Genomic DNA, 17,800 nt, shown 5'->3' with positions numbered 1-17,800 from the left:
GAACGGGATCCCGATGCAAACCAACCTGACCGCGTTTGCAGCACTGGCGCCGCCGGCCCATTCGGGCGGCCAGCAGCAAAATTCAGCGCATTGAACCAAGTATTGGAGGGATCAGATGAGGAATGTGGGAGGCAGGCCCTGTCGAGCCGTTCCTCCCTTTTCCCAAAACACATCTGGGGGCGCAGCTGCCACGCTAGGCCGGATGCAGCGGATGCTCCGCCCGAATGCCGTGCTTCTGCATCAATCGATACAGCGTGACGCGCGACACCGCCAGTTCGCGTGCCGTCATGCCCATATGGAAGCCGTTGCGGGCGATAGCCGTGCGGATAGCATCCGACTCGGCGCCTTCGCGCGCTTCTTCGAGCGTCTGGCCCGACACGGATGCATAGCCTTCGAGGTGCAGATCTGCAGCGGAAATCTTGCGGTTGTCGGTCATCACCAGTGCGCGGCGCACGCGGTTGATGAGTTCGCGTACGTTGCCCGGCCACGGGTAATGCATCATCGCGTGCAACGCGCAGGGCGTGAACCCGCGGATGCGATGCGAGGCTTCGCTGGCGTGCTGGGCGAGGATGTGTTCGGCCAGCAACACGATGTCGCTGCCGCGCTCGCGCAGTGGTGGCACTGACAAAGTCAGCACGCACAGTCGATGGAACAGGTCGGTGCGGAATCCGCCGTGATGTTGGGCTGCTTCCAGATCCACGTGCGTTGCCGAGATGATGCGGAGGTCCAGCGGAATCGCCTGGTGCCCGCCCAGCCGCGTGATCGTGCCTTGCTGCAGGAAACGCAGCAGGCTGACTTGGCTCTCGAGCGGCAGGTCGCCGATTTCATCGAGGAACAGCGTGCCGCCATTGGCATGCTCAACCCAGCCGATATGACGTTGATGCGCGCCGGTAAATGCGCCTTTCTCGTAGCCGAACAATTCCGACTGGATCAGGTGCGGCGGAATCGCACCGCAGTTGATGGCGATGAACGGCCCGCCCGCGCGCGAGGAGGCTTCGTGAATGGCCTGCGCAGTCAGTTCTTTGCCGGTGCCGGACTCCCCTGCGATAAAGGCCGGCGCACTATTCTGCGCGACCTTGCGAATGGCGCGGAACAGTCCGTGCATGGCGGGGCACTCGCCCAGCATGTGCGCATGATTGGCCTTCGGTGCCGGCGTGGCCTCCTGGGCGAGCGAGGCCATGCCCCAGGCGTGACGCAGCGAATACGCAGCCTCGTCCGTACGAAGCGGCATCTGGACGTAGTCCACGCAGTAATCGCGCACCAGCTGGCGTACGCGCTCCTGGTTCAACATGGCCGGTGGCAGCGCTGCCACCCAGCCAACATGCGAGACCTGCATGCAGCGTTCGAGCAAATCCAGCTCCGCAGCCGAGAACGCGCTGCCGAAATCGACCAATCCTGCCTTGGGAGCGCTGTCGCGAATGGCGCAGCCCAGTTCACGCATCGACGTTACGCGCCGCACGTGCCAGTCTGCCCCTAGAATCGTCTCGTCGATCTCCCCCATTCCCGCGCGCGACGCCACTACGACGGTTCGGCACGCAGCAGTACATTCCAGCGACTCTTCGCGCATGGTTTCCCCCGTTCGATTTTTGGTGTGGTTCCTTCTTTGCCGAGGCGGCTCAGCCCGGGCAGGCTTGCAGTATGGTTGCCGGGTTTCTGTTTTGCGATGACGTTTAAGGACGATGGTTGCAAACGCTTGCGCGCCCGACCTGTAATGCAAATGAACTAGCGAATTTCACAACTTTGACGAGAAAATCCGCTGGAAAAACAGACAGTTGACGCAGCAATAAAAAAGCGCACCACAATGGGTGCGCTTTTCGCTATGCAGGCAGGAGACTTAGCCGCCGCGTCGCATCATGTCGAAGAACTCGGCGTTGTTCTTGGTCGTCTTGAGTTTGTCGAGCAGGAATTCCATCGCCTCGACTTCATCCATGTCATGGATGAACTTACGCAGGATCCACACCTTCTGCAGGATGTCCGGCTTGATCAGCAATTCTTCGCGGCGCGTGCCTGACTTGTTCAGGTTGATGGCGGGGTAGACGCGCTTCTCTGCCAGGCGGCGTTCCAGGTGCACTTCCATGTTGCCGGTGCCCTTGAATTCTTCGTAGATCACGTCGTCCATGCGGCTGCCCGTTTCGATCAGCGCCGTGCCGATGATGGTGAGCGAACCACCTTCCTCCAGGTTACGTGCCGCACCGAAGAAGCGCTTCGGACGCTGCAGCGCGTTGGCGTCGACACCGCCGGTCAGCACCTTGCCAGAGGTCGGCACCACGGTGTTGTAGGCGCGGGCCAGACGCGTGATCGAATCCAGCACGATCACCACGTCCTTCTTCAGTTCGACCAGGCGTTTGGCCTTTTCGATGACCATTTCAGCCACTTGCACGTGACGCACGGCAGGCTCATCGAACGTCGATGCCACCACTTCGCCGCGCACGGTGCGCTGCATTTCGGTCACTTCTTCCGGACGCTCGTCGATCAGCAGCACGAACAGCTCCGCTTCCGGATGGTTGGTCGCGATGGCGTGCGCAATGTGCTGCAGCATCACGGTCTTGCCCGACTTCGGGCTTGCCACCAGCAAGGCGCGCTGGCCGCGGCCGATCGGGGCAATCATGTCGATGATGCGACCGGTGATGTTCTCTTCGGCTTTGATGTCGCGTTCGAGCGTGAGCGGCTTGTTCGGGTGCAGCGGCGTCAGGTTCTCGAACATGATGCGGTTCTTGACCGCTTCAGGAGGCTGCGTGTTGACCTTGTCGACCTTCACCAGCGCGAAGTAGCGCTCGCCATCCTTGGGCGTGCGGACTTCACCTTCGATCGTGTCGCCGGTGTGCAGATTGAAACGGCGGATCTGCGACGGGCTGATATAGATGTCGTCGGTGCTGGCCAGATACGAAGTTTCCGGTGAGCGCAGAAAACCGAAGCCATCAGGCAGCACTTCAAGCGTGCCGTCACCGAAAATCGTTTCTCCCTGTTTCGCCTTCTTTTTCAGGATGGCAAACATCAATTCCTGTTTGCGCATGCGCTGCGCGTTATCGATCTCCAGCTGCCCCGCCATTTCCAGCAATTGGGACACGTGCAAGGATTTCAGTTCTGTCAGATGCATAGACGAAAGATGAGGGAAGGGCCCGAACGGGCGGCGAAACGAGAGACGGGGGAGGGGGGAACGGTCGAGCGAACGCTCGGGGAAACAGATTGGCTGCCATCTTAGCACAACGCTGGCGAGCTTCCAGGCGGAAGTGCGCCAGCGTGTGTGGGGGGCAACGCGAAGGGTCGCCCTCAGCCGAAAATGGCTTACAGGTGGCTGTCCAGGAATGCGGTCAGTTGCGACTTGGACAGTGCGCCCACTTTCTGGGCGGCCACAGCGCCATTCTTGAACAGAATCAGCGTCGGGATGCCGCGAATGCCAAACTTGGCCGGCACGCCCTGGTTCTCATCGACGTTGATCTTGGCGATCTGCACCTTTTCGCCGTAGTCCTTGGAAACTTCGTCCAGGATCGGGGCGATCATTTTGCAGGGGCCGCACCATTCGGCCCAGAAATCGACCAGCACGGGTTTGTCGGACTTGAGCACGTCTGCCTCGAAGGACGCGTCGCTCACATACTTGATCTGTTCGCTCATGGCGGGAACCTCTGTTATTTCGTAAAAGCTGGCGACGTGCGCCGAACCCATACATTACACGATTACACGAACCGGCGTGTATTGGGACCACTGTCGGCGCGGGTGCTGCTGATATAGTACCGACGCCCCCATTTTCAATCGATTCAGCCGTTGATTCTGCCTATCACGCCGATAGCCGCAGGGTCTTCGCTTTCCGGTATATCGCCATATTCCCTCGCATGCAGACGCTCGCCTTCGCGCCTGGCCCAGCATTCCTTTCCCGTGCCGCCGACGCTGCATGGCGCTTTCTGGATGCGCATGCACAATCCTCGGGCACGGCCACGATTGTTGTGCCGACAGCCGCGCAGATTCCGGGTGTGCGCAGTGCTCTGCATGCCAGCGCGCAAGCGGCCGGCGCGCCGCGTTTGCTACCGCGCATTCTGACGCTGGGGCATTGGCTGCTTGATTTGCCGCCGGAAGCGGATTCGCCCGCGGCGCGCACGCCGCTGTCTCGACTGCTCGCGGTGCAGCAGGCCCTCAAGACTCAGGCATGGCTGCGTGAAGCGCTTGGCGCGCAGGACGATGCAGCCCTTTGGGGCGTGGCGCAGGTACTCGTGACGGTGTCGGATGAGCTGTCGCAACGTTGGCTGACGCTGGACGCAGCACACAGCGGGGCAGATGGGCGCCCCGACGAATTGGAGTCGGCGCTGGCTGAGGCGTTGGAGCGCACCTACGCACAGTTGTCCGAACGCTTTCTCGGTACCGAATCGCGCATCGTGCTGACGTTCTGGCGGTTGCTTTCGGGCGCGGCGGACCCGATTCCAATGCGGTTGCGTGCCATGCGCCGCTTGCTGGACGAACTACGCGGGCCGATCGTGTGGATGAGCCCGACCGATCCCGAGGCGGTCGATCTGGATTTCCTGCAGCGCGCCGCCGAACGCGTGCCGGTGCTCAGCATCGGCTATGACTGGAACGCGCCTGAAACCGCCGCGTCTGCGGCGCCTTCCACACACGCGGATTTCCGCGATCTGCTGCTGCACGCCTGGCCCGAATGCGCCACGCCCTTTCAGGCGCCTGAAGATGGTGCCGATGCGCTGATTCCGGCGCCAATCCTGCGCATTGCCGGCGCTGCCCGCTTTGAGGACGAGGCCGCCTTTGCCGCGCATACGCTGGTCGATTGGTTGAACGCCGGACGCCGCTCGTTGGCGTTGGTGGCGCAGGATCGCATCGTTGCGCGGCGTGTTCGCGCGTTGCTGGCACGTGTGAACGTGCCGGTGCGCGATGAGACTGGCTGGAAGCTCTCCACGACGCGCGCCGCTGCGGCGCTTATGCGCTGGGTCGACGTGGTGCAGGGGGATGGCGATACCGCGGCGCTGCTCGATCTCATCAAAAGCCCGTTCTGTTTGCGCGATGCCGACGCCGGCACCGCCACGCCCGCATGGGTTGCAGAATTGGAGCGCCGGGTGCGCCGGCATAACGTTTCGGGTGGCTGGGGACGGCTGCGCCGGCTGGTGGCCGGTCGTCCGGCCGAAGATGCCGAGGGCGTAGCAAAGGTCAGCCGCCTGGCCGATCGCCTGGGCGTGCTGGCCGACGAAGCGGCGCTGTGGCGCCGTGCCGGCAGCGCCACGCTCGACGCGTGGATAACGCTGTTGGCAGGCACGCTCGATCGTCTGCATATGCGCACCGGTTTGCAGAACGACGACGCAGGGCGCCAATTGCTGGATTGGATTGACCGCCTGCGAATCTCCATACATGGCAGCACCGATGCGGGTGCGAGGTTCTCGCTCACGGAGTGGCGCGCGTTGCTCTCGATGCTGCTTGAGTCCGCCGTCTTCAGCGAGCCTTCACCGCCAGCGGACCGGCGTGTTGTCATCCTACCGTTGAATGGTGCTCGGATGCGGCGCTTTGATGGCGTCGTGGTGGTGGGTTGCGACGATGCGCAGTTGCCGTCGACGCAGCCGGAATGGCTGTTCTTCTCCAACGACGTGCGACGTGAGCTCGGTTTGCCCGATCGCGCTCAGCGCTTTGCGCAGCAGGCGCGCGACCTGGCCGAAGTGCTGCTCAATCAGCCCGAGGTGGTGCTGACCTGGCAACGCCACGGCGGACGCGGGGAGCCGCATCGCCTTTCCGGTTGGCTCGAACGCTTGCAGCGCCGGTTGGCGGTGAGCGGCGTGCGTATCGATACGTCGGTCTCGTTGCCCAGTTTGCAGACGACGAGCCAGCCAACCGATATGCCGGCGCCCGCCGCGCCGACGCTGGTGCCGTCCACGCTGAGTGCGGCTGCATACAACAGTCTGCGCCGCTGCCCGTACCAGTTTTTCGTCGGTCGCATGCTGCGGCTGGGCGAGTTGGAAGAGGTTTCCGACGAGCTGGAGAAACGCGACATCGGCGAAATTTTGCACGCGATTCTGCATCGCTTTCACCGGCAGTTGCTGGAAGCGCCAATGCACGATCCGGCCGATCGTCAGGGGCTGCTACAGACCATCACCGACGAACAGTTCGGCCCTCTGTTGGCCGAGGACGGCAACGCGTTGCGCTTCTATCGGCGCTGGCTCGGCGTGATGCCGTCGTACTTGGCGTGGCAGGCCGCGCGTGAGGCCGACGGCTGGCGCTTTGAGGCGGGCGAGGTCGATGTCGATACGTCCATCACGTTGCCGGACGAGCGCCCGCTGCGCCTGCGCGGTCGCATCGACCGCATCGACGTGCACGACGAACACGGCGTGGCGGTGCTCGACTACAAGACACAATCGCAAATGGTGCTGGTGCGTCGTGCCAAGACGCCGTTTGAGGATTGCCAGCTACCGTTTTACGGCGTGCTCGATGCGCGTGCAGATTCGGGCGGCTGGGTTTCGCTCGACGGAGAGGCGCGCGGCGACAAGCGCGACGTTGCATTGCCCGACTTCACGCAGGTTGTCGACTGGCTGATCGAACAGATGCAAAAGGACATGACTGCCCTTGCAGCGGGTGCACCGCTGCCTGCGTTCGGCGATGAATCGGCGTGCCGCTACTGCGCGGCGCGCGGCCTCTGCCGCAAGGGGTATTGGACAGACGGCGCACCGCGCGAGCCGGAGGGTGCGGCATGAGCGATCACGCTTACGAACGCGACGGCGCACCCGTCTCGCCTGAAGCTTTTTCGCGCGCCGCGTGCGACCCGGAGCGCTCCGTTGTGGTGGAAGCGTGCGCGGGCAGCGGCAAGACGTGGCTGCTGGTCACGCGCATGTTGCGTTTGCTGCTGGCAGGCGCCGCGCCGTCGGACGTTCTCGCCATCACGTTTACACGCAAGGCCGCCGAAGAGATGCGCCAGCGTCTGCTCGACATCCTCGCGCAGCTGGCCAGCGCCGATGATGAGGGCGTCGTGCGCGAGCTGATCGCCCGCACGGTGGACGAGCGTGATGCGCCCGCACTGATTGAAACCGCCCGTGGGCTGTATGCGCGCGTGCTGGAATCACCATCGCGCATGGCGATTGATACGTTCCACGGCTGGTTCGGGTCGCTGCTGCGTGGGGCGCCGCTGTCGTCTGGCGTGCAGCAGGGCGCGTCGTTGCGTGAAGATGCCGGGCGGCTGAGGCGTGAAGCCTGGGCGCCTTTCTGGCGCGGCTTGCTGGCCGAAGATCACGCTGACTTGCGCGCCGCGTACGAAGCGCTTGCCGATCTGGTTGGCGATTTTCAGGCCAGTCGCCTGCTCGATGCCATGTTCCACCAGCGCAGCGACTGGTGGGCGTACAAGTCGCAGGCGGGCGGGCGTCCGCTGGATGCGTTGGACGCACTGCTTGGCGACGATGCGACAGTCGATCCGCTGATCGAAGCACTGCAGGATGCGGCGTTGTTGGCCGACATGCTGCGCGTGTCCGGCTGGCTTGGGCGGGGCGGTGCGGCCGAGGGCAAGCGCGCGGTGACCATCGAATCGGCGGTGACCGCGGCGCGCGGAATGAACGTGTCGGACGAGGCCGCTCGCGCGCAAGCATTTGATGCGCTCTTCGCCGCTTTCCACACGCAGGCCGGCAAGGCACGCGCCTGCAAACCGACCAAGGCACTCGTCAAAGCCGTCGGCGACGAGCACGCACAAACGCTGGTGACCTTGCACACCACGCTCTGCGAAACGCTGACGACAATTCAGGCGCGCCGGCAGGAAGCCCTGGTGCGCGCCGTCAACGCAGCATTGTTTGCGTTGGGCGACGCGTTGATCGATCGCTATCAGGCGTACAAGCGCCAGGCGCGCGCGATGGATTTCACCGATCTCGAATGGGAAGCGGCGCGCCTGATGCAGCAAGAGGACACAGCTGCTTACCTGCAGGTGCGGCTCGACGCGCGCTACAAGCATCTGCTGCTCGACGAGTTTCAAGACACGAACCCCATGCAGTGGCGCATCCTGCAAGGTTGGCTGGCCGGCTACGCGGGCACTGGCACGCAGCCGAGCGTGTTTCTTGTGGGCGATCCTAAGCAATCGATCTATCGTTTCCGGCGCGCCGATGCACGGCTGTTCGACGCTGCGCGTGAAATGCTCGTTGCGGAATTCAACGCGACTGTGCTGCGTACCAATCGCACGCGTCGCAACGCGCCGGCCGTGCTGGAGTGGGTCAACGCCGTGTTCTTGCAAGCGCGGGCGCGCGGCGACTATCCCATCTACGCCGAGCAAAGTACCGCCGTGGACGCACCCATTGGGCAGGCGCTGCTGTTGCCGCTGGTGCCGGTGTCCGAAGCCGAGCAGGCCGACGAAACCGCCCCCCGGGATACGCTCACCGAACCGCGCGAAGAGACCGGCGATTCACAGCGATATGCCGAGGGCCGCCAAGTGGCCGCTTGCCTGCACGCATTGCACGCCAATGAGCGCATTCGCGAAGGTGGTGTCGAGCGCCCCGTGCGGTGGAGCGATTTCCAATTGCTCGTCCGCCGCAAACGCTATCTCGCCGATTACGAACGTGCGCTGCGGGACGCCGGCGTGCCGTATCTGAGCCCGCGCCGTGGCGGTTTGCTGGCTACGCTCGAAGCGCTTGATCTGTGTGCGCTGCTCGATTTCCTTATGACGCCGCAGGCCGATTTGTCGCTCGCGCATGTGCTGCGTAGCCCCATCTTCGCCGCCACGGACGGCCACCTCATCGCACTGGCGCAGTTTGGCGAAGGCGCGGTCGCATTGACATGGTGGGAGCGCCTGACAGCGCTGGCCGGCCAGACTGATGCGGCGGCCACCTTGCGCTACGCGCATCGCATGCTCTCGCGCTGGCTGGCGGTGGCGCCTACGCTGCCCGTGCACGATCTACTCGATCACATCGTCTACACCGGCGAACTCAAGCGCCGCTATGCCGAGCGCGCACCGGCCGCAAACCGCGACCAAGTGCTCGCCAACCTGGACGCGTTTTTGAAGCTCGCGCTCGATCTGGATGGTGGTCGCTATCCGAGCCTGCCTAAGTTCATGGCCGAGCTGCGCGCCATCCGCCAGGGTGACGAGGACGAAAGCCCTGACGAAGGCATGCAGGGCGACACAGAGGTGCCGGATGCAATCGACGCCGAAGTCGCCAGCGAAGGTCTTGATGCGGTACAGATCCTGACCGTGCATGCCTCCAAGGGGCTGGAAGCGCCGTTCGTTGCGCTGCTCGATAGCCACCACAGCGACGCGCGTGTCGATACGGCCGGCATCCTGATCGACTGGCCGCCCGGCGCGCAGGCGCCTGCGCATTTTTCCGCGTTCAGCAAGGCGTCCGAGCGCGGCCTCGCGCGCGAGCCTCTCTTCAAGCAAGAAAACGAGCTTGCCGAGCGCGAGAACTGGAACCTGCTCTACGTAGCGATGACGCGTGCGCGGCAAGCGCTGATCGTGTCCGGCGTGGCGAACAAGCGTGATGCCACGGCGGCCCAATCTGTCGACGAAGGTGATGCGCCCGAGGTGGACGGCACGGCGAGCTGGTACACGCTGCTCGCCGCGGCAGGCGTAGCGTCACCCGCTCCGGTAGTTGATGGCGCAGCCGATGCGGCTGTCAGTGCATCAGGGCAGGAGGCAGTCTCGTATCACGATTTCCGCGCGCCGCTTACAGTGACGGTGCGTGTTGGCGCTGCCGGCGCTGTCGCTGAGGGCGCTGCCGATATCGTTTTTGACCAAGGTGCTGTCGTGCAGGGCGAATTGCTGCATGCGGTGCTCGAGCGCCTGACGCGCCGAGGTTTGCCCGAACAGGCACCTGACGCCGAGACCATCGCGCGCTGGTTCAGCGCCACCGGCGTCACGCAAGCCGACGCCACACGCACCGCCGATGCCGTGCGCCGGATGCTTTCAGCCGAGACGCTAGCGCATGTCTTCGACCCCGTGCGCTTCGACGTCGCGCATAACGAGATCGAACTTTTCGGCCCTGACGGCGCGCTGTTGCGCATCGATCGCCTGATTGAACGCGGCAACGACATCCTCGTCGTCGACTACAAGCTGCGCTTGCTGCCGGTCGAACGCGCCGCCTATGCAGATCAGTTGCGCGGCTACGTGGCTGCCGTCACGCCGATGTATCCAGGGCGCACCGTGCGCGCAGGCGTGGCTACCGCACAGGGCGAATGGATCGATCTGGAATCGTTGCCGAAGCCCGTCCAGGCATCACATGACGACAGCCAAGGCGCGCTGTTCTGATGCGGGCGGCAAAAACAAAAAAGGGGAGGGGTGATGCAGAGGGGAAAAGAGAAGGGGGACGAGCCTGACCCTCGGCACTGGCGGAAAACGGCTGTGGCTGCTTCGTTCCCGACCTGACCAGGTTGACCGCGCCACCATGCGAGGAGGCCCGTCCGACCGGCATTGTAACCGACTCCCGCGTCCCCACCTGAATATCCTTGCAATTCGCTCGGCGCGCATGGCGGTTGACCCCTCCGAAACCGCGTCGGAAATCCACCTCGCTTTGCTACAATCCGCCGCATGAGTTATCAAGTGCTCGCCCGCAAGTGGCGCCCTCGCGATTTCACCACGCTGGTCGGTCAGGAACACGTGGTGAAAGCGCTCACGCATGCGCTCGAACAGCAGCGCCTACATCACGCATACCTGTTCACGGGCACGCGCGGTGTCGGCAAGACGACGCTGTCGCGCATCCTTGCTAAATCGCTCAATTGCGTCGGCGCGGATGGGCAGGGCGGCATCACCGCGCAGCCGTGCGGTGTGTGCCGCGCCTGTACCGAGATCGATGCCGGGCGCTTTGTCGATTACATCGAGATGGATGCCGCCTCCAACCGCGGCGTCGACGAGATGGCCCAGTTGCTGGACCGCGCGGTCTACGCGCCAACCAGCGGCCGCTTCAAGGTCTACATGATCGACGAAGTGCACATGCTGACCAACCACGCCTTCAACGCGATGCTGAAGACGCTGGAAGAACCGCCCGAGCACGTCAAGTTCATTCTCGCGACCACCGATCCGCAGAAGATTCCGGTGACGGTGCTGTCGCGTTGCCTGCAGTTCAACCTCAAGCAGATGCCGCCGGGGCACATCGTGTCTCACCTCGACCGCATTCTTGGCGAAGAGGGCATCGCCCACGAGCCGAATGCGCTCCGTCTGTTGGCTGCCGCTGCGCAGGGTTCGATGCGCGATGCGCTATCGCTTACCGACCAAGCCATCGCGTACAGCGCCGGCGAGGTGAGCGAGGCTGCCGTACGGGGCATGCTCGGCGCGATTGATCAAAGCTACCTTGTGCGTCTGCTCGATGCGCTGGCCGATGAGAACGGCGCGGCGCTTGTCGCGATCGCCGACGAGATGGCCGGGCGCAGTCTGAGCTTCTCGGGCGCGCTGCAGGATCTTGCATCCTTGCTGCAGAAGATTGCGCTGGCGCAGGTCGTGCCTGCCGCTGTGCAGGACGACTGGCCCGAGGCCGACGATGTACGTCGCCTTGCGGAGCGGTTCGACGCGCAGGCGGTGCAACTGTTCTACCAGTTTGCCAACCTGGGCCGGAACGAACTGGCGCTTGCGCCGGACGAATACGCCGGCTTCACGATGACGCTGCTGCGCATGCTGGCGTTCCAGCCCGGACAGTCGGGTGGGAACGCGCCGCCGCCTTCAGGCGGTGGCGGCGGGAAACGGGCGATGCCGCTGGCGGTAACGCCGGCCGCATCGACGCGCCCGGCCGCCACAGCGACCGCGCCCGTGGCGGCACCGGTTGCTGAGGTTGCGCCAGTGGTGGTGCGTCCGGAGCCGGTGGTCGAGGCGCCGCGTGCGACTTACCAGGCAACTCCGCCGGCGCCGGCGCCCGCTGCGGCCGTTGCAGATACGCCGGCTGCTGCGGCCCCAGCGCGTCGCTCGCCGGCAATGGAAGCGTTGGCCGCTGCGCGTCAGGCGTCAAGCCGGGGCCGTGGTGGTGCTTCGGCGCCTGCTGCTGCACCGGTAGCCGCGCCTGCGCCTGTGGCTCGTCCTGCTGCTCCCGTCGCTCCCGTCGCGGGTCCACGTCCGAATCCGGCTGCTGCTGTTTCCCCGCCGCAACGCCGTGAACGGCCCGTTGCAGTTGCCACGCCCGCCGATGATGGCCCGCCGCCCTGGGATGAAATGCCGGGCGAATTTGCTTCGCCGTCGCTTGAAGAGATGGACGCAGCCTTTGCCGGTTGGGATTCCGCTTCGAGCGTGCGCCCTGGTGCGCCTGAACCGGCGGCAACCCGTCCAGCACAGATCGAGACGCCGGCAGCCGCACCCGTGCCGGTCAAGACGGTCGCCCCGGAGCCGGTAGCCGCTGCTACGCCGCCTGACTTGAGCGCCAGCAGCCTTGCCACATTCGACGGCAATTGGCCGGCGCTGGCAGCGAGCCTGCCGATCCGCGGTCTGGCCCAACAGCTGGCTTACCAGAGCGAGTTGGCAGCCGTGGAAGGCGTCACGATGCGCCTTCGCGTGCCGCTGCCCCCACTCACCGATGCCAACGTCGTCGAGCGCCTGGAGGCGGCACTGACGGAACATTTCGGTACGCCCGTTCGCGTGGCGTGCGAGATCGGACCTGCACGCGCCACCGCGGCGGCTTTGGATGCCGAGCAGCGTGCCGAACGCCAACGCAATGCGGAAGACGCCATCGCCGCCAACCCGTTTGTGCAGGCGTTGGTTCGGGACTTTGCCGCTCAGGTCGTCCCCGGTTCGATCCAACCGCACGCGCACTGAGCCCCATTCCAAGACTGAACATTGAATACCGGCGCGCCAATCTGAACAGCGCGCCTTGCACGACCCATTTCAAGGAGCAACGACCATGATGAAAGGCCAGATCGCCGGGCTGATGAAGCAGGCCCAGCAGATGCAGGAAAACATGAAGAAAGCGCAGGAGCAACTCGCTCTGATCGAGGTGGAAGGCGTGTCCGGCGCGGGCCTCGTGAAGGTGGTGATGACCTGCAAGAACGACGTGAAGCGTGTGTCGATCGACCCCAGCCTGCTGGCCGAAGGCGAAGACAAGGATCTGCTGGAAGACCTGATCGCCGCCGCGTTCAATGACGCCGTGCGCAAGGCCGAGGCAACCGCGCAAGAGAAGATGGGCTCGCTCACTTCCGGCCTGGGCGGCATGGCGAGCATGCTGCCGCCCGGCTTCAAGCTGCCGTTCTAAGCGACGCTCATCGGGATCGCGCCATGGTGCTGGAATCTGCGCTGCTGCACGTCAGGCCCGGCCAGGAAGCTGCCTTTGAGGCGGCCTTCGGTGAGGCTCGCCACATCATCGGCGCGATGCGGGGCTTCGTTTCGCTGTCGCTGTCGCGCTGCATGGAGAAGATGAGCGATTATCTGCTGCTGGTGCAGTGGCAGACGCTGGAAGATCACACCATCGGCTTCCGGCAATCGCCCGAGTACCAGCGCTGGCGTGCGCTGCTGCATCACTTCTATGATCCGATGCCGGAGGTGCTGCACCACACGACCGTTCTGGAGCACGCGTGATGCGTAACGCTCCAGGCACGCCGTCGGCGCTGCAGATGTTGGTTGAGGCCCTGCGCGTGCTGCCGGGCGTTGGCCCCAAGTCTGCCCAGCGGATGGCGTACCACTTGATGCAGCACGACCGCGAAGGCGCTGCACGGTTGGCGCAGGCGCTGTCGGATGCGACCGAATCGATCCAGCATTGCAGCCGTTGCAATACCTTCACTGAGCAGGAAATCTGCGAAACCTGCCTGGATACGCGTCGCGATGCGTCGGTCCTGTGCGTGGTGGAAACGCCCGCCGATCAGATGATGATCGAGCAAACGCTGACCTATCGCGGCCAATACTTCGTGCTGATGGGGCGGCTTTCGCCGCTGGACAACATCGGCCCGAAAGAGATTCACCTCGAACGGTTGCTAGCCCGCGCGACCGATCCTGCGCTGGGCGGGCCGTGCGCCGAGGTCATCCTCGCCACCAATTTCACCAGCGAAGGCGAGGCGACAGCCCACTACATCGGCGAGATGTTGAAGGCGCGCGGAATCAGGGCGACGCGTCTGGCGCGCGGTGTGCCGGTGGGCGGTGAGCTGGAATACGTGGACGCGGGCACCATTGCCCGCGCGGTGCTGGATCGGCGCCAGCTCTGAGCTGGCACACACGAACCTCAGAATTCGGTATGCAGGCGTGTACCGAAGAACACCGCAGGACCGCGGTCCGCGTTGTAGCCGGGATTGCGAATCCATTGCGCGTCGGCGCTGATCCACAGGTGCTTGGCTGCCTGGAAGCTATAGAAGGCCTCGACGATCTGCTCGGGCGCATAGTTGAGCTTGCCGTCTCCCAGAAATACGCCCACGCCGCCTTGCTGCAGATAGCGGCGGTGATCCGGCGATAGCATGTTGATGGCTGCCGCCAGGCCCACCGTGTCTTCCGAACGTCCCCACTTGCTGCCCTTGACGAGCGTGCCGAACGACACCGAACGGTCGATTTCCGTAAAGGCGTAGGTTTCCGTCTTGCCATCTGCCCACGATGCGCGTGCGAAGACGCCAACGTCATCGTTGATCTGCTGTTCGCCGCCAATACCGATCCCCACCTTGGTGTTGTCGCGTCGCGCGAGGCTGATGTCGGGCGCGCTGCCCGTCGACTGGCCAAGGGCAAGGGCATCGTCGTAGCGCGCCATGTTGGTCCTGTTGCGGAACAGCATGACGCGCAGCTTGCCGGGCTGGCCGGCAAGCGTGTGGCTGCGCTCCACCTCAAATACGTCGCCGTAGTGACGGCCGATTCGCGTGTCCAGCGGTAGGCCGTTGGACTCTTCGGGTTGGATGAAGCGGCCAATGCGGTAGGCCCAGTCGCCGTCGTAGTACTCCAGCGCCGCGCCCCATGTGTAGCCACGCGCATCGGCGGCGTAGTCGAATGCGCCATGCGTGAGGAACGACCAGTTCAGGAATTGCGTGCGGGGGTCGTGCGCGTAGGTCACGCCGTCGAACACGTCCAGCACCGAAAAATTACCGGCCGTGAAGACCAGGCGACGCTTGTCGACCGGGCCGGCAAACTGGTTCATCGCGGCTTCCTGGTCTTCGGTGCCGCCGCCGAGTCCGACCGTCTGGCGGAAGAAGGCGCGTGCGCGGTAGAGCGTCGGGTTTGCACCGGCGGTCTTGGCCAGCTCGCCATTGGTGAATCCGCCCAGGCCATGCAGACCTGAGAAGGGCTGACCGAGCGCCATTTCCGGATTGATGTGCACTTCAGCGCCTTGCCACAGGCGCATACCCAGATCGAGCGTGGTCGTGACCGAATAGCTGGTGGTGGATTTACCCGACAGGCTGTTCGGACCGCTGTATGGCGAGTGGAACGACAGGTCGTGCTGCCACACGTAGGTCGCTTGGCCGTGCACGGCAAAACGATCGGGATCGTTGATCGCCCAGTGGGTGGTGTCGCCTGTGCCGCTTTCGGCTGCCAAGGCACGGCCGGCGCTCAGGGAAAGGACACACAAGGCGGTCAGGCGGGCAAGACGGAACGGAAGCAACATGGCAGCAAGCAGAGAGAACGCCGTTAGAATCCCTTCTCGGATCGGGGAACGGCCAAAAGCCCGCCATGTTAACCGTGGGCGGATGACGGCCGAATGAAACACGCAGGAAACATGCCCCGATATTGCATCGATGTTGTGTATTTCCCACCTTCAGCTCTCCGCGATGAATCTCGCCCGCTTCGATCTCGTCACCCTTGGCCTGTTTGTGGCGGTGGCCCGGCTGGGCAGCATCTCGGCTGGGGCCCGCCAATCGCACTTGGCCGTGGCCGCGGCGAGCAAGCGGATTTCCGATCTGGAGGCCGCCGTAGGCGCGCCGCTGCTGTATCGCCATGCCGCGGGCGTGGAGCTGACCGAGGCCGGTCAGGCGTGCTTCCGCCACGCTGTCGGCATCCTGCAGGACGTCGAGCGCATGGCGGGTGCGCTGTCGGACTTTGCCGCCGGCACGCGGGGGCTGGTGCGCGTGTGGGCCAACACCTCGTCGATTACGCAATTCCTGGCCGATGACCTGGCCGCGTTCATGCTGGCCAATCCGGCCATCCGCATCGCGCTGGAGGAGCAGGACAGCGGCGATATCGTCGCCGCGCTGCGCGAGAACCGGGCGGATCTCGGCATCTTCGCGGCCGGTACGCCGTGCGATGGGCTGCAATCGTTCGACTACCGCGAAGACGATCTCGCCTTGGTCACGCCGCGCGGGCATCCGTTGGCCGGGCGCAAGCAGGTCCATTTCGCCGACGCCGTGGATTTCGATTTCGTCAGCCTGCCGCCGGGCACGTCGCTGGCCGCGCAACTGGTCGACGAAAGTCTTCGCCTGGGCAAGCCGCTGCGCCTGCGCATCCAGGTGCGCAGCTTCGAAGCCGTCTGCCGGATGGTGGCCTCCGGCCTGGGCGTGGGTGTGTTGCCGCGCATCGCCGCACAAGGGCATGTATCGAGCCTGCCGGGCGCGGGTCTGGCGCTCGTGGCGCTCCAAGACGAATGGGCTCATCGCCGCTTGCTGGTGGGCGTGCGCGACCCCGATGCGCTGACCAGCTCCGCGCGCCTGTTGATGACGCATCTGCTCGGCAACCCCGCCGCACTCTGAATTCAACGCTCTCTATACGACCATGCCGACACAGGTTTTGCAGGACATCCGCGTGCTCGAACTCGGGCAATTGATTGCCGGGCCGTTTGCCGCCAAGACGCTCGCCGACTTTGGCGCCCAGGTCATCAAGATCGAGCCGCCGGGGCAGGGCGATCCGCTGCGCAAATGGCGGATGCTGCATGAGGGCACGTCGGTCTGGTGGGAGGCGCAATCGCGCAACAAGCAGTCGGTCTGTGTCGACCTGCGTGTGCCGGCAGGGCAGGAAGTCGTACGCAAGCTGGCCGCCGAAGCCGACGTGCTCATCGAGAACTTCCGACCCGGCACGATGGAAAAGTGGGGGCTGTCGTACGAGGTGCTTTCCGCCGTCAACCCGAAGCTCATCATGCTGCGTGTGTCCGGCTACGGCCAGACGGGCCCCAAACGGGATGAACCTGGCTTTGCCGCCATTGCTGAAGCCATGGCGGGCCTGCGCTATTTGACCGGCGAGCCGGGGCGGCCGCCTGCCCGCGCTGGGCTGTCACTTGGCGACACGATCGCCGGCTTGCACGGCGCGCTAGGCGTGTTGCTGGCCTTGTACGAACGGGATGCGCGTGGCGGCAAGGGGCAGGTGATCGACGTGGCGCTGTATGAGTCCGTGTTCAACCTGACGGAGAGCCTGCTGCCCGAGTACTCCGTGTTCGGCGCAATTCGCCAGCCCGCGGGCGGGGCGCTGCCGGGCATCGCCCCGTCGAACGCGTACCGCTGTGCCGGTGGCGAATACGTGTTGATTGCCGCCAATGGTGACAACATCTTCCGCCGCCTGATGCAACACATGGGCCGGCAAGATCTGGCCGACGATCCTGATTTGGCCCGCAACGACGGCCGCGCCGCCCGGGCGGACGAAATCGATGCCGCCATCAACGCCTGGACGGGCACGCTGCCCATCGCCGATGTGCTGGCCGCGCTGCATGCTGCCGAGGTGCCCAGCGGCCCGATCTACACCGTTGCCGACATTGCCGCAGACCCTCACTACCGCGCGCGCGGCGTGATCGAAACGGTGCGCGCGCAGTCGGGCATCGATGTGGAGATGCCGGGGGTGGTGCCCAAGCTTTCCGTCACGCCGGGCGCCGTGCAGGCCAGCGCGCCGCACCTGGGCCAGCATACGCGCGACGTACTGCGCGGCCACGGGCTGACCGACGCGCAGATCGACGGGCTGGTGTCGCAAGGCATCATTGCCGAAGCCAAAAGCTAAACAGCTAGGACGATCCCGCATGTTGTGTTGCAAATCGTTGCGGTAATATCGCCGCCAAGGCAG

General features: G+C 64.6%; 12 protein-coding genes and 1 other RNA gene. 8 read left to right on the top strand and 5 right to left on the bottom strand.

The window, feature by feature from the left end; translation table 11 throughout:
* Positions 1-193 precede the first annotated feature (193 nt).
* The 3 genes from ACEN9T_RS18990 to trxA form a co-directional block, all read right to left on the bottom strand.
* A complete protein-coding gene (locus tag ACEN9T_RS18990; protein ID WP_413706758.1) occupies positions 194-1,567 on the bottom strand; it encodes a sigma 54-interacting transcriptional regulator in 1,374 nt (457 codons plus the stop codon).
* 267 nt (positions 1,568-1,834) lie between these two features.
* The gene (rho, locus tag ACEN9T_RS18985; RefSeq protein ID WP_004626250.1) at positions 1,835-3,097 is read right to left on the bottom strand and encodes a transcription termination factor Rho; all 1,263 of its coding nucleotides are present in this window, start codon (positions 3,095-3,097) and stop codon (positions 1,835-1,837) included.
* A gap of 188 nt (positions 3,098-3,285) precedes the next feature.
* Positions 3,286-3,612, bottom strand: coding sequence for a thioredoxin TrxA (trxA, locus tag ACEN9T_RS18980; protein ID WP_004626253.1), 327 nt, complete (start codon positions 3,610-3,612; stop codon positions 3,286-3,288).
* A gap of 218 nt (positions 3,613-3,830) precedes the next feature.
* Between trxA and ACEN9T_RS18975 the strand changes: the two genes are divergently transcribed.
* On the top strand, positions 3,831-6,674 hold the full coding sequence (locus ACEN9T_RS18975) for a PD-(D/E)XK nuclease family protein (RefSeq protein ID WP_413706757.1): 2,844 nt from the start codon (positions 3,831-3,833) through the stop codon (positions 6,672-6,674).
* Entirely contained in the window at positions 6,671-10,192 is a 3,522-nt protein-coding gene (locus ACEN9T_RS18970) for a UvrD-helicase domain-containing protein (protein WP_413706756.1), read from the top strand. Before ACEN9T_RS18975 ends, ACEN9T_RS18970 begins: the two co-directional genes overlap by 4 nt.
* A 54-nt stretch (positions 10,193-10,246) precedes the next feature.
* On the opposite strand, the gene ffs is transcribed toward ACEN9T_RS18970, so the two are convergent.
* An RNA gene (ffs, locus tag ACEN9T_RS18965) (signal recognition particle sRNA small type) lies at positions 10,247-10,345 on the bottom strand.
* Between the two features lie 126 nt (positions 10,346-10,471).
* On the opposite strand from ffs, the gene ACEN9T_RS18960 reads away from it, so the two are divergent.
* The 4 genes from ACEN9T_RS18960 to recR all read left to right on the top strand — a co-directional run bounded on the left by ACEN9T_RS18960 (position 10,472) and on the right by recR (position 14,052).
* Entirely contained in the window at positions 10,472-12,676 is a 2,205-nt protein-coding gene (locus ACEN9T_RS18960; RefSeq protein WP_092971480.1) for a DNA polymerase III subunit gamma/tau, read from the top strand.
* 85 nt (positions 12,677-12,761) lie between these two features.
* Positions 12,762-13,109 carry a YbaB/EbfC family nucleoid-associated protein gene (locus ACEN9T_RS18955; protein ID WP_024975986.1) on the top strand — a complete coding sequence of 116 codons (348 nt, stop codon included), beginning with the start codon at positions 12,762-12,764 and terminating at the stop codon, positions 13,107-13,109.
* 23 nt (positions 13,110-13,132) lie between these two features.
* Positions 13,133-13,432 (top strand): antibiotic biosynthesis monooxygenase family protein, encoded by a 300-nt coding sequence (locus ACEN9T_RS18950; protein WP_092971479.1) that lies wholly within the window; start codon positions 13,133-13,135, stop codon positions 13,430-13,432.
* A complete protein-coding gene (recR, locus tag ACEN9T_RS18945; RefSeq protein WP_413706755.1) occupies positions 13,432-14,052 on the top strand; it encodes a recombination mediator RecR in 621 nt (206 codons plus the stop codon). The genes ACEN9T_RS18950 and recR overlap by 1 nt, the downstream gene beginning before the upstream one ends.
* Positions 14,053-14,069: 17 nt before the next feature.
* Here recR and ACEN9T_RS18940 read toward each other — a convergent pair whose 3' ends face one another.
* Positions 14,070-15,428: a carbohydrate porin gene (locus ACEN9T_RS18940; RefSeq protein WP_413706754.1), complete on the bottom strand. Its 1,359-nt coding sequence runs from the start codon at positions 15,426-15,428 to the stop codon at positions 14,070-14,072.
* Between the two features lie 163 nt (positions 15,429-15,591).
* On the opposite strand from ACEN9T_RS18940, the gene ACEN9T_RS18935 reads away from it, so the two are divergent.
* Positions 15,592-16,506, top strand: a complete 915-nt coding sequence (locus tag ACEN9T_RS18935) for a LysR substrate-binding domain-containing protein (RefSeq protein ID WP_206275381.1) — start codon at positions 15,592-15,594, stop codon at positions 16,504-16,506.
* A gap of 22 nt (positions 16,507-16,528) precedes the next feature.
* A complete protein-coding gene (locus ACEN9T_RS18930; RefSeq protein WP_413706753.1) occupies positions 16,529-17,737 on the top strand; it encodes a CaiB/BaiF CoA transferase family protein in 1,209 nt (402 codons plus the stop codon).
* The last annotated feature ends 63 nt before the right edge of the window (positions 17,738-17,800 follow it).

Origin of the sequence: Ralstonia sp. Ralssp110 (assembly GCF_047325135.1) — a bacterium.
Taxonomy (GTDB): domain Bacteria; phylum Pseudomonadota; class Gammaproteobacteria; order Burkholderiales; family Burkholderiaceae; genus Ralstonia; species Ralstonia mojiangensis.
This window is presented reverse-complemented; position numbering and strand designations above follow the sequence as displayed.

What these genes read in the sequence shown, in the direction of transcription:
- recR (WP_413706755.1), top strand. Translation starts at nt 13,432, where the DNA reads ATGCGTAACGCTCCAGGCACGCCGTCGGCGCTGCAGATGTTGGTTGAG.
- ACEN9T_RS18940 (WP_413706754.1), bottom strand. Translation starts at nt 15,428, where the DNA reads ATGTTGCTTCCGTTCCGTCTTGCCCGCCTGACCGCCTTGTGTGTCCTT.
- ACEN9T_RS18990 (WP_413706758.1), bottom strand. Translation starts at nt 1,567, where the DNA reads ATGCGCGAAGAGTCGCTGGAATGTACTGCTGCGTGCCGAACCGTCGTA.
- ACEN9T_RS18955 (WP_024975986.1), top strand. Translation starts at nt 12,762, where the DNA reads ATGATGAAAGGCCAGATCGCCGGGCTGATGAAGCAGGCCCAGCAGATG.
- ACEN9T_RS18930 (WP_413706753.1), top strand. Translation starts at nt 16,529, where the DNA reads ATGCCGACACAGGTTTTGCAGGACATCCGCGTGCTCGAACTCGGGCAA.
- trxA (WP_004626253.1), bottom strand. Translation starts at nt 3,612, where the DNA reads ATGAGCGAACAGATCAAGTATGTGAGCGACGCGTCCTTCGAGGCAGAC.
- ACEN9T_RS18970 (WP_413706756.1), top strand. Translation starts at nt 6,671, where the DNA reads ATGAGCGATCACGCTTACGAACGCGACGGCGCACCCGTCTCGCCTGAA.
- ACEN9T_RS18975 (WP_413706757.1), top strand. Translation starts at nt 3,831, where the DNA reads ATGCAGACGCTCGCCTTCGCGCCTGGCCCAGCATTCCTTTCCCGTGCC.
- rho (WP_004626250.1), bottom strand. Translation starts at nt 3,097, where the DNA reads ATGCATCTGACAGAACTGAAATCCTTGCACGTGTCCCAATTGCTGGAA.
- ACEN9T_RS18935 (WP_206275381.1), top strand. Translation starts at nt 15,592, where the DNA reads ATGAATCTCGCCCGCTTCGATCTCGTCACCCTTGGCCTGTTTGTGGCG.
- ACEN9T_RS18960 (WP_092971480.1), top strand. Translation starts at nt 10,472, where the DNA reads ATGAGTTATCAAGTGCTCGCCCGCAAGTGGCGCCCTCGCGATTTCACC.
- ACEN9T_RS18950 (WP_092971479.1), top strand. Translation starts at nt 13,133, where the DNA reads ATGGTGCTGGAATCTGCGCTGCTGCACGTCAGGCCCGGCCAGGAAGCT.